This is a genomic window from Pseudonocardia sp. HH130630-07 (assembly GCF_001698125.1).
In the GTDB taxonomy this organism is placed as follows: Bacteria; Actinomycetota; Actinomycetes; order Mycobacteriales; family Pseudonocardiaceae; genus Pseudonocardia.
On sequence record NZ_CP013854.1, the window covers coordinates 1,241,106 to 1,255,153 of the forward strand.

At 76.3% G+C, this 14,048-nt stretch carries 12 protein-coding genes; 3 read left to right on the plus strand and 9 right to left on the minus strand.

Features of this window, described 5'->3' with window-relative positions:
* Nucleotides 1–11: 11 nt before the first annotated feature.
* Nucleotides 12–3,455, minus strand: coding sequence for an ATP-dependent helicase (locus AFB00_RS05920; RefSeq protein WP_068796388.1), 3,444 nt, complete (start codon nucleotides 3,453–3,455; stop codon nucleotides 12–14).
* A 61-nt stretch (nucleotides 3,456–3,516) separates the two neighbouring features.
* On the opposite strand from AFB00_RS05920, the gene AFB00_RS05925 reads away from it, so the two are divergent.
* Nucleotides 3,517–3,801: an MGMT family protein gene (locus AFB00_RS05925; RefSeq protein WP_068796389.1), complete on the plus strand. Its 285-nt coding sequence runs from the start codon at nucleotides 3,517–3,519 to the stop codon at nucleotides 3,799–3,801.
* Nucleotides 3,798–3,944, plus strand: coding sequence for a hypothetical protein (locus AFB00_RS32995; RefSeq protein ID WP_156819399.1), 147 nt, complete (start codon nucleotides 3,798–3,800; stop codon nucleotides 3,942–3,944). The genes AFB00_RS05925 and AFB00_RS32995 overlap by 4 nt, the downstream gene beginning before the upstream one ends.
* Nucleotides 3,945–4,032: 88 nt before the next feature.
* Here AFB00_RS32995 and AFB00_RS05930 read toward each other — a convergent pair whose 3' ends face one another.
* From AFB00_RS05930 to AFB00_RS05965, 8 genes are all read right to left on the minus strand, one after another.
* Nucleotides 4,033–4,812, minus strand: a complete 780-nt coding sequence (locus tag AFB00_RS05930; protein ID WP_068796390.1) for a putative protein N(5)-glutamine methyltransferase — start codon at nucleotides 4,810–4,812, stop codon at nucleotides 4,033–4,035.
* Complete coding sequence (locus AFB00_RS05935) at nucleotides 4,809–5,525, minus strand: sirohydrochlorin chelatase (protein WP_068796391.1); 717 nt, start codon at nucleotides 5,523–5,525, stop codon at nucleotides 4,809–4,811. Before AFB00_RS05935 ends, AFB00_RS05930 begins: the two co-directional genes overlap by 4 nt.
* Nucleotides 5,522–6,670: a uroporphyrinogen-III synthase gene (locus tag AFB00_RS05940; protein WP_068796392.1), complete on the minus strand. Its 1,149-nt coding sequence runs from the start codon at nucleotides 6,668–6,670 to the stop codon at nucleotides 5,522–5,524. The genes AFB00_RS05935 and AFB00_RS05940 overlap by 4 nt, the downstream gene beginning before the upstream one ends.
* 106 nt (nucleotides 6,671–6,776) lie before the next feature.
* Complete coding sequence (gene nirD, locus AFB00_RS05945; RefSeq protein ID WP_068796393.1) at nucleotides 6,777–7,139, minus strand: nitrite reductase small subunit NirD; 363 nt, start codon at nucleotides 7,137–7,139, stop codon at nucleotides 6,777–6,779.
* Nucleotides 7,136–9,700, minus strand: coding sequence for a nitrite reductase large subunit NirB (gene nirB, locus AFB00_RS05950; protein WP_068796394.1), 2,565 nt, complete (start codon nucleotides 9,698–9,700; stop codon nucleotides 7,136–7,138). The genes nirD and nirB overlap by 4 nt, the downstream gene beginning before the upstream one ends.
* 376 nt (nucleotides 9,701–10,076) lie before the next feature.
* A complete protein-coding gene (locus AFB00_RS05955) occupies nucleotides 10,077–10,460 on the minus strand; it encodes a hypothetical protein (protein WP_068796395.1) in 384 nt (127 codons plus the stop codon).
* A 47-nt stretch (nucleotides 10,461–10,507) separates the two neighbouring features.
* A complete protein-coding gene (locus tag AFB00_RS05960) occupies nucleotides 10,508–11,878 on the minus strand; it encodes a nitrate/nitrite transporter (RefSeq protein ID WP_068796396.1) in 1,371 nt (456 codons plus the stop codon).
* Between the two features lie 138 nt (nucleotides 11,879–12,016).
* The gene (locus AFB00_RS05965; protein ID WP_156819400.1) at nucleotides 12,017–12,844 is read right to left on the minus strand and encodes a TIGR02569 family protein; all 828 of its coding nucleotides are present in this window, start codon (nucleotides 12,842–12,844) and stop codon (nucleotides 12,017–12,019) included.
* Nucleotides 12,845–13,449: 605 nt separating this feature from the next.
* On the opposite strand from AFB00_RS05965, the gene AFB00_RS33000 reads away from it, so the two are divergent.
* The gene (locus AFB00_RS33000) at nucleotides 13,450–13,944 is read left to right on the plus strand and encodes a hypothetical protein (RefSeq protein ID WP_156819401.1); all 495 of its coding nucleotides are present in this window, start codon (nucleotides 13,450–13,452) and stop codon (nucleotides 13,942–13,944) included.
* Nucleotides 13,945–14,048 lie beyond the last annotated feature (104 nt).

Genomic DNA, 14,048 nt, shown 5'->3' on the forward strand with positions numbered 1-14,048 from the left:
GCTCAGCCGGCTCAGCCGTCGACGACGGTGCGCCCGGTCTCCACCGCCGGGCAGCTGGTCCGGACCGGGCAGCGGTCGCAGTCCGGCCCGGCCCGGGCCACGAACACCGCACCGGCGGAGTCGGACGCGCAGGTCATCAGCACGTCGCGCCAGTGCCCCATCTCCTCGGGGCGCAGCGGGTCCTGCCGCGGCTCCTTCGCGTCCCCGCTCGCCTTGCGGTCGGCGAGGAACAGCAGCCGCCCCCCGCCCGGCCCCGGACCGGAGCCGACGAGTTCGGAGAAGGCGCCGAGCGACGCGGCCAGCTGGTAGACCGCCAGCTGGTGGTGCTCGGCGGTGGACCGCGCCGACGCCGCCGTCTTCCCCGTCTTCACGTCGACGACCACCGGGCGGCCCTGGTCGTCGCGTTCCAGGCGGTCCACCCGGCCGCGCAGCCGGACCCGCCGGGCGGCGCGCGCCGCGCCGCCCCCGCGCCCCGGTTCGCCGGTCGGGTCGACCAGCGGCTCCGGCTCGTCCGGGGCCGGCTGCGCCGGGTCCTCGGGCGGGAGGTCACCCTCCAGGTCGAGCTGCACCGGCTGCTCGACCGCGACCAGCTCCAGTCCCTCGGCCCGGCTGCGGCGCACCCAGTCGTCGAACGCGGTCAGCATCTCCCGGACCCGGGTGAGCTCGCGGCGGCCGAACCACGGCGCCCCGGTGTCGAGCCGCCGCCAGGCCGACTGCAGCGCCTTCTCCAGCTCGGCCGGGGCGGCGCCGGCGGCGCGGGCCTGCACCAGTGCGTGCACCAGCGACCCGGTGACGGCCGACAGCGCGCCGGACTCGTCGCCGCCGTGCCGGGACAGCACCCAGCGCAGCGGGCAGCCCGCGATCGTCTCGACGTCCGACGGCGAGATCGGCACGAGCTCCCCGTCCGCGCGCAGCGGCGCGTGGTCGGACAGCTCGGCGGTGCCGTACCACTCGTCGGGGTGTGCTCCGGGGACCCCGTCGGCGGCCAGCCGGGCCAGCTGGGTCGCGGCCCGCCGCCGCCGGGCGGCCCGCTCGGGATCGCCGCGGTCGGGGCTCGTGACCGCGCGCCGGAGCTCGCCGACCAGCTCGGCGGTCACCAGCGAGCGCTCCGGGCGGTGCACCGGGCGGGCCTCGGCCGCGTCGGCCGGGCGGGGGTCGAGCTCGTCGAGGAAGCGCGAGGGCTGCTCGTCCTCCCCCTGCACCGCGCTGACCAGCAACGTCGACCGGGCCCGGGTGCAGGCCACGTAGAACAACCGGCGCTCCTCGGCGAGCAGCGGCGCCGACCGGGAGACGGTGCCGCCGGGCTCGGCGATCCCGGCGACGAGATCGACGAGCTGCTCGTTGCCGAGCAGGCTGCCGCGCAGCCGCAGATCGGGCCACATGCCCTCCTGCACGCCCGGCACCGCGACGACCGTCCACTCCCGGCCGCGGGCGCCGTGCGCGGTCAGCAGCTCGACCGAACCGCCGCGCGGGGCCTGCGGGGCGAGCGTCTCCCCGGGGAGCTGCTGGTCGGCGAGGTAGTCGAGGAACCCGGCCGCCCCCGAGCCGGGCAGCCGGTCGGTGTAGCGGGCCGCCGCGTCGAACAGCGCCAGCACGGCGTCCAGATCGCGGTCGGCGGCCGCACCACCGGGCCCGCCGCGGGCGCTGGCCTCGCTCCACCGGCGGGCCAGGCCGGTCCGCCGCCACACCAGCCAGAGGGTCTCCTCGACCGAGTCGCCGGCGGCGATCGACCGGGCCGCGGTGTCGAGCAGCCGCCCCACGTCGCGCATCGGGGCCGCCTCGGCCGGGGACATCATCGGCAGTGGGTCCGGCCGGCCGGCGACCGCGTCGCGCAGCATCGCGACCAGCAGCGGGTCACTGCTCGCGACGGCCGGATCGATCTCACCCTCGACGGGTTCCCGCTGGTCCTCGGCCCGCACGTCGTGACCGGCCGCCGCGTGCATCCGCAGCAGGCCGCGGCGCAGCCGGCGCATCCGGAGCGGGTCACCGCCGCCCAGCGGCGAGGTGAGCAGCGCGGTCGCGAGGTCCGCGTCCACCGACGACGGCCGCGCCGCCGCGCGCAGCACGAGCAGCAGCGGGACGACGGCGGCCTGCCGCGGCAGCGGCACCTCGTCCGGCGGGGCCGCGATCGGCACCCCGGCGGCGGCCAGCGCCCGGCGCAGCGCAGGCAGTGTGCGCCGCGCCGACCGGGACAGCACCGCCATCTCCGACCACGGCACGCCGTCGACCAGGTGCGCCCGGCGCAACCGGTCGGCGATCCAGCCGGCCTCGGCCGACGGGGACCCGAACACCCGGACCTGCACCGCCGAGCCCGCGCCGGCGGTCCCGGCGGCCGCCTCCGGGGCGGTGCCGTCCGGCCCGTGCCGGGTCCGGGTGTGCCCGGCGCCGGGCAGCTTCCCGGCCAGCCGCAGCCCGGCGGACCGGACCTCCGGGAGCTGCCGGTGGTCGGTCGTCAGCAGCTCGGCCGGTGCGTCGATCGCCTCCATGCCCTTCGGGTCGGCCCCCCGGAAGGTGAGTACCGCCTGGTCCGGGTCCCCGGCGAGCAGGGTCGACCCGGCGCCCGCGGCCAGCGTCGCGACCAGCTCCATCTGCTGCGGGTCCAGATCCTGCGCGTCGTCCACCAGCAGGTGCCGGATCCGCTGCCGCTCCTGGTCGTGCAGGTCGGGGTCCGCGGCCAGCACGTCGAGCGCCGCGGCGACCAGCTCCGCCGAGTCCAGCGCGGGCGCGGTCGCCTGCGGGGCTCCCCGGCCCGCCGCCCCCCGGAGCAGGGTGACCTGCTCGTAGCTGCGGAAGAACCGGGCCGCGGCGACCCACTCGGCACGGTCGTGGGCGGCCCCGAGGCTCGCCAGCTCGTCCGGGCCGAGGCCCCGTTCGGCGGCGCGCAGGAGCAGCTCCCGCAGCTCGGCGGCGAACCCGGGCAGGCCGAGCGCCGGATCGAGCCGCTCCGGCCAGCCGGATCCCGGGACGCTGCCGTTCCAGTTCTCGATCTCCCCGGCGAGCAGCTCGCGGACCACCACGTCCTGCTCGGCGGAGGCGAGCAGCCGCGGCGGCGGGTCCTCGTGCCGGGCGGCGTGCAGGCGCAGCACGCCGAACGCGTACGAGTGCACCGTGCGGACCAGCAGCTCGCGGGTGGTCCGGGCCCCGAAGTCGCCCGCGAGGTCCCCGCCGCCCGCGGTGAGCAGCGTGGTGAGCCGGCCGCGCAGCTCCTCGGCGGCCCGCCGGCTGCCGACGAGCAGCAGCACCGACCCGGGGGCGGCACCCTCGCGGACCCGGCGGACCACCGCGTCGAGCAGCAGGCTGGTCTTCCCCGTGCCGGGCCCGCCGAGCACCCGCAACGGACCCCGGTCGTGCGCCAGCACCCGCGCCGCCGCACCGCTCCACTCCCGGACCGGGACCGGGCCCGCCGCGGCCCGCACCAGCCGCGGGGGCAGCTGCTCGGCGGTCGCTCGGCTCATGCACCGATTCGACCACGCGGCACCGACAGCGTGACGCGAGGGACAGGGCAGGATCGGGTGGGTGGACGACGAGACGGTGGAACGGGTGCGGGCGGTCGTCCTGGCGATCCCGCCGGGGCAGACGCTCAGCTACGGGGAGGTCGCCGAGCTGGCGGGGCTGCGCTCGGCCCGGCTGGTCGGCCGGATCCTCGCCGAGGACGGCGCCGACCTGCCCTGGCACCGGGTGCTGCGGGCGGACGGGCGCTCGGCCCCGCACATCGCGGACGAGCAGGCCGCGCGACTGCGCACCGAGGGCATCCTGATGGTGGACGGGCGGCTGCCCCGCGAGCACCGGCGCCGGTCGTGACCGGCACCGGTCCGCTCGAGCCGGCCGCCGCGAGCGAGATCGCCGAGATCCGGTGGCTGGGGTACGCCGACCGGAGCCGGGTCTCACCGGTCGATCAGGTGATCTTCGAACACCTGCACCGAGCAGGAACCCTGACCAGCTGACACCGCCGGCCGCCGTACCCCGCTGCGGCGCTCACGGAACTCGCGGTCGCGCACCCGATCGCGTGCGCGGCCGGCGAACTCGTGAGCGTCACGGCGGGCAGAAGTGTGCGGGGCGGCGCCCGAGCACCCAGGTCGCGTCGCGGTCGTCGTCGTGCCCGATCCGTGCGTCGAGCCCGTGGGCGGTGAACACCGCGGCCAGCACCGGCGCCTGCGCCGCACCCGTCTCGATCAGCAGGACGCCCGACGGCCCCAGCCACGCAGCCGCACCGGCGGCGACCCGGCGGGCCGGGTCGAGGCCGTCCGCGCCGCCGTCCAGCGCGATCCGGGGTTCGTGGTCGCGGGCCTCCGGCGGCATCGCGGCGATCGCCCCGGCCGGGACGTACGGGGTGTTCGCGACGAGCACCGTCACCCGGCCCCGCAGCCGCGGGGGGAGCGCGCCGAACAGGTCGCCGGTGTGCACCGTGCCCAGCCCGCGCAGGTTGACCGCGGCGCACGCGGTGGCGGCCGGGTCGACGTCGGCGGCGTGCAGCTCCACCGGTACCCGGCGGGCGACCGCCGCGCCCACCGCGCCGCAGCCGCAGCACAGGTCGACCAGCACCGCGCCCGGGCCGAGTTCGGCGACGGCGGCGTGCACCAGTGCCTCGGTCCGGCGGCGCGGGACGAACACCCCCGGCGCCACGCCGACCCGCCGCCCGTCGAACTCGGCCCAGCCGAGCAGGTGCTCCAGCGGCTCGCCCGCCACCCGGCGCCGGACCAGCGCCTCGGGGACCGGGTCACCGGCCGCCTCGGTGAGCAGCCGCGCCTCGTCCTCGGCGAACACGCAGCCGGCGGCCCGCAGGCGCGCGACCAGATCGCCGGGACCGCTCACGCGGCGCGGGCGATGACCGCGGAACCGGCCGCGTACCGGTCCAGCACGGCGCGGACGACGTCGTCGTGCACACCCAGCGGATCGGCCACCACGTCGGCGCCGCTGTCGAGCAGCCGGTTCTGGAACACCCCGGGGGCCAGCAGCCAGGAGGCGACCGCGACCCGCTCCTCCCCCGCCGCGTGCAGGCCGTCGACCAGCGCGGACACCGTCGGCGCTCCGGTCGCGGCGAACCCGGTGCGCACCCGGCGGCCGACGAGTTCGGAGAGCATCCCGGCGGCCGCCCGGACCTCCGCGACGGCCGACGGGTCCGACGACCCGGCGGCCGCCAGCACGACGGCGTCGCCGTCGCGGTACCCGGCGTCACGCAGCCGGGACAGCGCGGCCGCCGCGAGCAGCGGGTCCGGGCCGATCGCCGGCGCCGTCGGGAACAGCCCGGGCCCGGCACCGGCCTCGGCGAGCTGGGCCGGCAGGTCGACGCGGACGTGGTAGCCCGAGGCCAGGAAGGCCGGGACGACGACCGCGCCGTCGCACCCGCCGTCCCGCAGCGCGCGCACGGCCTCGACCACCGTCGGCCCGCGGACGTCGACGTAGCAGACCTGCACCTGCGGCCCGTGCGCGGCGACGGCGTCGGCGAGCGCCCGGACGACGGCGTCCGCGGCGTCCGAGCGCGACCCGTGCGCGACGAGCAGCAGCGGCGGGCCGGCGGCGGTCACGGTTGCTCCCCCGCCCCGCCGGCCCCCTCGGCGCAGTGCCCGTCGTGACCGGGTTCCAGGGCCAGCCGGTACCCGCGGCGGACCACCGTCTGCACCAGCCCGCCGACGCCGAGCGCGGCACGCAGCCGCCCGATGACGTTCTCGACGGCGTGCTCGTCGGTGGCGCCGCCGGGCAGGGCGGCGAGCAGCTCGGCCCGGGACACCACCCGGCCCGGCCGCCGGGCCAGGACCCGCAGCAGCGCCATCGGCGTCGGCGGGAGGGGGCACAGCGTGCCGTCGACGAGAACGGCGTGCCCGCGCAGCTCCAGCCGGTGCCCGGCGACCGGCAACCGGCGCGCCCGCTCCGGGGCGACCGACTCGCAGGTCCGCACCATCGCGCCGAGCCGGGACCGCTGCGGCTGCACGGTCGGCACGTCGAGCGCCTCCAGCGGGGCCGCCGTCACCGGGCCGACGCACAGGGTCAGCACCGGCCCGCGCAACGCGTCCAGCAGGGCGGCGCGCACCCCGCGCTCGGCGGCCCGGGCCAGGATCCCGGCCGCGGCGGGCGCGCTGGTGAACGACAGGACGTCGATCCCGCCGGCCAGGGTCGCGTCGATCAGCCGGTCGAGCGGGCCGATGTCGGTCGGCGGCGCCCACCGGTACACCGGGACGGTGACGACCTCGGCCCCCGCCACCTCCAGTGCCTCGACGACGTCGGGCAGCGGCTCCCCGTGCAGCTGGACCGCGATGCGGCGCCCGTCGACCCCGCGTTCCAGCAGGTGCTCCAGGACCTCGGCGGTGGACTCCGACTCCGGGGACCAGGCGTCCACCAGGCCGGACGCCCGGATCGCCCCGCGCGCCTTCGGGCCGCGGGCCAGCATCTCCGAGCGGCCCAGCGCGGCGAGCAGCTCGTCGCCGAGCCCCCAGCCCTCCGCGGCGGAGATCCAGCCGCGGTAGCCGATGCCGGTGGTCGCGATCGTGATGTCCGGCGGCGCCGCGACGAGCTCGCGGGTCCGGGCCTCCAGGTCCGCGTCGTCGGCGAGGGCGACGATCCGCAGGGCCGGGCCGTGCTGGACCGACGCGCCCCGGCGTTCCAGCATGGTGGCGAGTTCCTCGGCGCGCCGGGCCGCGGTGATACCGACCGTGAACCCGGCCAGCGGGGGCACGGTGTCCGTCGAGGTCGTGGCGGAGCGGGTCAGGGGATCCTCCGTTCCCCCGGCCGGGCGGCGGCAGCCGGTGGGGACGTCGTGCGCGGTGCTGCGGTCGGATCGTTCACCGTAGCCCGACCTGCACCGATCCGCCCACGACCCGGACGGCGAACGCGGGCAGGCTCACACCGTCGTCGTCCAGGCACCGGCCGTCGCGCAGCGCGAACACCTGCTTGTGGACGGGTGTGGCGACCGTCGGCTCGCCGGCCCGGTCGCCGAGCAGCCCGCGGGACATGACCGCGGCACCGGTGAACGGGTCGATGTTGCCCAGGGCGTACACGGCGTCACCGGCCCGGCGGAACAGCGCGACCTGGGTGTCGCCGACCAGCGCGGCGGCGCCGCGGTCGATCCACAGGCGCTCCAGCGGGCACACCGTGAGCCATGCCGAGGCCCCGCCGGCGACCGGGGCGGGAACGGGCGCGGTCATCGGGCCGCGACCTGCGGCATGCCGACGAGCACCGGCTCGTCCGGGCGCCCCGGAGCGGGCACGTTCTGGCCGCGCTCCTGCACGAACCGGATCGTCGGGTCGGGCGCCTCGGGCGCGTTGACGAAGGAGACGAAGCGGGACAGCTTCTCCGGGTCGGCGAGGACACCGGCCCACTCGTCGGCGTAGGAGTCCACGTGGCGCGCCATGGCCGCGTCGAGGTCCGCGCAGATGCCCAGCGAGTCGTCGACGACCACCGAGCGCAGGTGGTCGAGCCCGCCCTCCATCGACTCGATCCACGGCGCGGTGCGCTGCAGCCGGTCGGCGGTGCGGACGTAGAACATGAGGAACCGGTCGATGGTGCGGACCAGCGTCGCGGTGTCGACGCCGGACACGAGCAGCTCGGCGTGCCGCGGGGTGAACCCGCCGTTGCCGCCGACGTAGAGGTTCCAGCCGTCCTCGGTCGCGATCACGCCGAAGTCCTTGGACCGGGCCTCCGCGCACTCCCGCGCGCAGCCGGAGACGCCGGACTTGAGCTTGTGCGGCGATCGCAGGCCCCGGTAGCGCAGCTCCAGCTCGACGGCCAGGCCCACCGAGTCCTGCACCCCGAACCGGCACCAGGTCGTGCCGACGCAGGACTTCACGGTGCGCAGCGACTTGCCGTAGGCGTGCCCGGACTCGAACCCGGCGTCGACCAGCCGGCGCCAGATCGCGGGCAGGTCCTCCACCCGGGCGCCGAACATGTCGATCCGCTGCCCGCCGGTGATCTTGGTGTAGAGCCCGAAGTCGCGGGCCACCTCGCCGATGACGATCAGGCCGTCGGCCGTCACCTCGCCGCCGGCGATCCGCGGGACCACCGAGTAGGTGCCGTTGCGCTGCAGGTTCGCCAGGAAGTGGTCGTTGGTGTCCTGCAGCGAGGCGCGCTCGGCGTCGAGGACGTGCCCGTTGTGGACGGTGGCGAGGATCGAGGCGACGGCCGGTTTGCAGACCGCGCAGCCCGCACCGCGGCCGTGCCCGGCGACGAGGGTGTCGAACGAGGTGATCCCGGCCCCGGCGACGATCTCGAACAGCTCGGCGCGGGAGTGGTCGAAGTGCTCGCACAGCGCCGTCGACAGCTCGACGCCCTGCTGCTCCAGGATCCGGGTGAGCGCCGGGACGCAGGACCCGCAGGTCGTCCCGGCCCGGGTGCACGCCTTGAGCGCGGGGACGTCGTGCGCCCCGCCGGAGATCGCCGCGCACAGCGCGCCCTTGCTGACGCCGTTGCAGGAGCAGATCTGCGCCGAGTCCGGGAGCGCGGACGCGTCCGGCGCGGCGCCGCCCCTGGAGATCAGCGTGACCGGGTCGTCCGGGAGCGGCGTGCCGACGAGCGGGCGCAGCGCGGCGTAGCGCGACGCGTCGCCGACCAGGACCCCGCCCAGCAGCGTCGGCGCGCCGGCACCGGTGTCCGCGTCGCCCGGGGCGGAGACCACGAGCTTGGCGTAGGTCCCCGCGACCGGGTCGTCGACGACGATCTCCAGCGCGCCGTCGGCGGACGCGTGCGCGTCGCCGAAGCTGGCGACGTCGACCCCGAGCAGCTTGAGCCGGGTGGACGTGTCCAGCTCCGCGGGCGTCATCCGGGCCGGGCCGCCGAGCAACCGGTCCGCGACGACCTCGGCCATCGCGTAGCCGGGGGCGACGAGGCCGTAGGTCCGGCCGTCGAGCGCGGCGCACTCGCCGATCGCCCAGACGGCGTCGTCGCCGGTCCGGCAGCGGTCGTCGACCAGGACGCCGCCGCGCTCCCCGACCGGCAGGCCGCTGTCCCGGGCCAGACGGTCCGCGGCGCGGATCCCGGCGGAGAAGACGACGACGTCGGCGTCCAGCTCGACGCCGTCGGACAGCGTCGCGACCAGCCGGCCGCGGTCGGAGCCGACACCGGTCACCGAGACGCCGGTGCGGACCGCGATGCCCTGGGACTCCACCAGCGAGCGCAGCAGCGCCCCGCCGCCGTCGTCGACCTGGACCGGCATCAGCCGCGGCGCGATCTCGACGACCTGCGGCGACAGGCCGAGCGTGCGCATCGCCCGCGCGGCCTCCAGACCGAGCAGCCCACCCCCGACGACGACGGCCGAGCGCCGCCCCGGCGCGGTCGTCGCCATCGCGGCGGCCGCGACTCCGGAGATCGCGTCGAGGTCGTCGAGGGTCCGGTAGACGAAGCATCCCGGCAGGTCCCGGCCGGGCACCGGCGGGACGAACGGGTCCGAGCCGGTCGCGAGCACCAGCGCGTCGTAGCCGAAGGTGGCCCCGGACGCGGTGGTGACCCGGCGCGCGTCCCGGTCGAGGTGGCGCACCGGGTCGCCGAGGCGGTGCGTGACGAGCGGGTCGCAGCGCAGCCCGTCGTCGTCGAGACGCAGTTCCTCCTCGGAGGCCCCGTCCACGTAGGAGGAGAGCGCCACCCGGTCGTACGCGCGCCGGGTCTCCGCACCGAGGACGGTGATCTCCCAGGCCCCCGCGGTGTCCCGGTCGCGCATCGCCGACACCAGGCGGTGCCCGACCATGCCGTTCCCGACGACGACCAGACGGCTCATGCTCGGCTCCCTCGTTCCCCCGGTGCGGTACTGGGGACCGACGGTAGGAACGGCGGATTACGGCCGGGCGCCCCGCGATTGCACGGGGGTTACGAGGTGCTCACCCCGTCCGACGGGTCACCGTGAGCGCCCCGGCCACCGCACCGCCGTCCGCCCACCGCACCCACCGCACTGCCGCACTGCCCGCCGGACGCTCACGGGATCGGCCGGTGCTCACCCGATCGAGCGAGCACCGCCGCAACAGGTGAGCGCGCCGGGGTGCCGCGCCGCGCCGTGCCGAGCAGTCGGGTCGTGCCGGGCGGCGGGGTAGGGCGGCGGGGCCCGGTGCCGTGCCACGCCCGGCGGGCCGGATCGGCAGGCGGAGTGGGGCGGGGCGTCACGGGCGGGTGCCGGGGTCGCGGCCCGCCGTCACCGCGGCCACCCGTGGCGCCCAGCGCTCGTGCGCCGACTGCCGGGTGATCCCGGCCGCCCGGCCGATCAGGTCCCAGCTGACGCCGGTGTGCCGGAGCACGACCAGGTGCGGCAACGGGTCGAGCCCGGCGGCCAGCCCGATCCGGAACGCGACGAGCCGCCACGCGGTCTCCCGCTGCGCGGGCACGTCGGTGCCCTGCTCGGCCTCCCACTCCGGGGTGCCGGGCAGCGGCGGGACGCCGGCGATCGCGTCGGCGTGCCGGTCCAGCTCGGCGACGGCGGCCGCGGTGACGGCGGTCGCCGCCGGGGTGACGTCGACGGTGAGGACGTGGTCCGGGATCGTGGTCATGCTGTCAGGGTAACCCTGACAGTGTTAGCCGCAACGGGATTTCCGGGTCAGACCCGGGCGAGCTCCGCGGCACCGGGAACGGACGCCCGCCGCGGCCGCAGGTAGACCGCCCAGGTGACGCCGATGCACAGCACGTAGAAGGCGAGGAACGCCCAGAACGCCGGGGTGCCCGACTGCACGGAGAGGAACGACTCGCGGAAGGCCAGGTTGATGAACAGCCCGCCCAGCGCACCGACGGCCCCGGCGATGCCGATCACCGCACCGGACAGCCGCCGCGCGGTGCCGAGCTCGGTCTCCCGGTCCGCACCCGCGGCGATCGCCACCCGCGCCCGCCCGGTGAAGATCGCCGGGATCATCTTGTAGGTCGAGCCGTTCCCGATCCCGGACAGCGTGAACAGCAGGATGAAACCGGCCGTGAAGACGCCGAGCGACTGCGCACCGGACGCGGCGATGATGACCACCGTCGCCACCGCCATGCCGACGAAGTTCCACAGCGTGACGGTCGCGCCGCCGAAGCGGTCGGCCAGCCGGCCGCCGTAGGGACGGATCAGGGACCCGATCAGCGGGCCGACGAAGGTGACCGTCGCGGCCTGCAACGGGGTGCGGTCGAACTGGTTCTGCAGCACCAGGCCGAAGGCGAACGAGTAGCCGATGAAGGAGCCGGAGGTCCCGATGTAGAGGAACGACATGATCCAGGTCTGGGGGTCCCGGCACGCCTCGGTGAACGCTCCGGTGTCGTTCGACATCGCCGCGATGTTGTCCATCCGCACCCAGGCGAGCGCGGCGGAGACGACGACCAGCGGGAGGTAGACCGCGATCAGCACCCGCGGCTGCCCGGCGCCCAGCAGCGCGATCACCAGCAGCCCGAGCAGCTGGATCACCGGGACGCCGAGGTTGCCGCCACCGGCGTTGAGCCCCAGCGCCCAGCCCTTGCTCCGCTCCGGGAAGAACGCGTTGATGTTCGCCATCGACGAGGCGAAGTTGCCGCCACCGACACCAGCGAACGCGGCGACGACCAGCAGCGTCGGGTAGGAGACCCCGGGCCGGAGGACGACCAGCGCCAGCACCAGCGGGACGATCAGCAGGGCCGCGGAGAACACCGTCCAGTTGCGGCCGCCGAACCGCGCGACCGCGAACGTGTACGGCAGCCGCAGGATCGAACCGACCAGGGTGGGCACCGCGACCAGGAAGAACTTCTGCGCCGCGTCGATGCCGTACTCCGGCCCCATGAACAGGACCAGGACCGACCACATCGTCCACACCGAGAACCCGATGTGCTCGGAGAAGATCGACTGCCACAGGTTGCGGTTCGCGACCGCCCGGCCGGTGCGGGCCCAGAAACCCTCGTCCTCCGGATCCCAGTGCTCGATCCAGCGGCCGCCGAGCCGGCGGGCAGGGGGTGTTGCGGGAGTGGTCACGGATCGCTCTCCTGATCGCCGTCGTCGCACGTCCGCGACGACGGTAGGGAGCCCCAGTTTCCGACGGGTGGCGCCGCGTGACGGCACCGCAACGGTTATCTCACAACCACTTGCCCGCGGCTGTGAGGAGTGCCCGGCTCAGAGCCTGCGGCTGACCAGCCCCGCGACCCGCTCGATCCCGGACAGCGACTCGCTCGTCGCCTCCGGGTGCTGGGCGTGCAGCGCGAGCCGGTAGAGCACCGCACGCAGCAGCGACTGCGGCCACTCCGACAGCTCCGACCAGCGCTCGATCAGCTCGTCGTCCGCGCCGCCCCAGGCGACCGCGTCGACGACGACGACGGCGGCGGCCCACTCGGCAGGCCGCCAGAACGGCACCAGGTCGAGCACCGCGGGCCGGCCGGTCGGGTCGAACAGCATCGCGCCGAACAGCTCGCCGTGCACCACCTGCGGGGTGAGCCGGATCGTGCGCCGGTGCGCGGCCAGCTCGGCGAACAACGTGCCGCCGGTGGCCGGGTGCAGGTCCAGCTTCCGCTCGCCGAACGCGGCGGCGGCGGACCGGGAGAGCAGGTCGTCGCGGTCGTCGAGCAGCCGCGGCCGCAGCACCGTGGAGGTGGCGGCGTGCAGGCGCAGGGACGCGGCGACGACCTCGTCGTGCCGCGGCTCCGGTGCCCCGGGGACGTGCCGGGAGGCCGCCCAGCCGCCGACCACCCAGCGCCCGTCCGAGGAGCGGACCGGGCGGGCGAGCCGGACGCCGTCGACCTCGAGGTTCTCCAGCACCGTCGCCGACCAGGCGGCGACGACGTGGTCGGCGACCGGCCGCAGCAGCACGTCGCCGCACTGCCAGGCCCGCTGGCCCGCCCACACGACGGGGCGTGGGCTGGTGTCACGGACGCCGAAGGCGACACGCACGTGCTCGGGCAGTGCGCTCGCGGCCGGCGCGGAGGCGAGCGGGCGGGCGGCGGTCACGACGGGGACGGTACCCGGGTGACCCCGCGCGCCCTACTGCGGCGCGCCAGCGGCGTGCCGCGTCGATATCACGATCGAGTGGTGGCCGCCATCGAGCCGCGGACCGTCAGGCGTCCCGCCCGCTGCTGTCTCCGCCGCCGTCGCCACGGGAGGACGAGCCGCCCGAGCCCGAGTCACCCGCGTCCGAACCCCGCGAACCCGACCGGCCCGAGTCCGACCCGGAACCACGCGAACCGGACCCCGAGTCCGACCCGGAGTCACGCGAGCTCGACCGGCCCGAATCCGAGTCCCGCGAGCCCGACCCCGAGTCCGAGCCGGACCCGCGCGAACCCGACCGGCCGGAGTCCGACCCGGAGTCACGCGAGCTCGACCGGCCCGAGTCCGCATCCGAACCCCGAGAACCCGACCGGCCCGAGTCCGAGTCCGAGCCGCGCGAGCCGGAGCTGCGCGAACCCGAGTCCGAGTCACGGCTGGAGCTCGATCCCGACCGCGATCCCCGGTCGGAGTCGCCCGACCCCGAGCCACCGGAACCGCTGCGCCGCGACATCTCCGCCGCCTCCTGCCGGTCGACCTCGTCGAGCACCGGCGCGGCGGCCTCCTTGCCCATGGCCATCTCGACCCAGGGCTCGGCGGCCGCACGGGCCATGCCCGACGACTGCGGTGTCCCGGACCGGGTGCCCGACGACCCGCCGCCGCGCTCGCTGCGCGATCCGCCGGACCGCTCGTTCCCGGACGACGCGTCCGAGCGCGAGGTCTCCCCCGAGCCGCCGGACCCGCCGGAGCCCACCGGCAGGATCCGCCCGCCGCCGTTGCGGCGGTCCGCGGAGCCGGAGTCGTCCGACCTGCTCGACGTGTCGGACTTCTTCGCCGTGTCGGACTTCTTCGCCGTGTCCGCCTTCTTCGTCGAGGCGGCGGGCTCGGACTCCTTCTCCTTCGACTCCTTGGCCGTCTTGGCGGCCTTCGTCGTCGGGACCTTTCCGGAGCCGGACTTCTTCGTGGTGTCCGCGGAGCGATCGCGCTTCGGGGTCTCCGACCGGTCGGACCCGCCCGAATCGGACTTCTCCTTAGCCCGGATCTTTCGTCGGGCAGTCCCGGCTTGATCGACACCGGTGCTCGTCGGTGTGGTGGCGCTGATTCTGCCTGGCGGGTGTGACAGTTCAGCCGAGGTCGCTCGGGTGGGCGCCGGTTTCCACTGGTCCGGTCG

What these genes read in the sequence shown, in the direction of transcription:
- nirD (WP_068796393.1), bottom strand. Translation starts at nt 7,139, where the DNA reads ATGACCGCGCCCGTTCCCGCCCCGGTCGCCGGCGGGGCCTCGGCATGG.
- AFB00_RS05955 (WP_068796395.1), bottom strand. Translation starts at nt 10,460, where the DNA reads ATGACCACGATCCCGGACCACGTCCTCACCGTCGACGTCACCCCGGCG.
- nirB (WP_068796394.1), bottom strand. Translation starts at nt 9,700, where the DNA reads ATGAGCCGTCTGGTCGTCGTCGGGAACGGCATGGTCGGGCACCGCCTG.
- AFB00_RS05920 (WP_068796388.1), bottom strand. Translation starts at nt 3,455, where the DNA reads ATGAGCCGAGCGACCGCCGAGCAGCTGCCCCCGCGGCTGGTGCGGGCC.
- AFB00_RS33000 (WP_156819401.1), top strand. Translation starts at nt 13,450, where the DNA reads ATGGCCATCTCGACCCAGGGCTCGGCGGCCGCACGGGCCATGCCCGAC.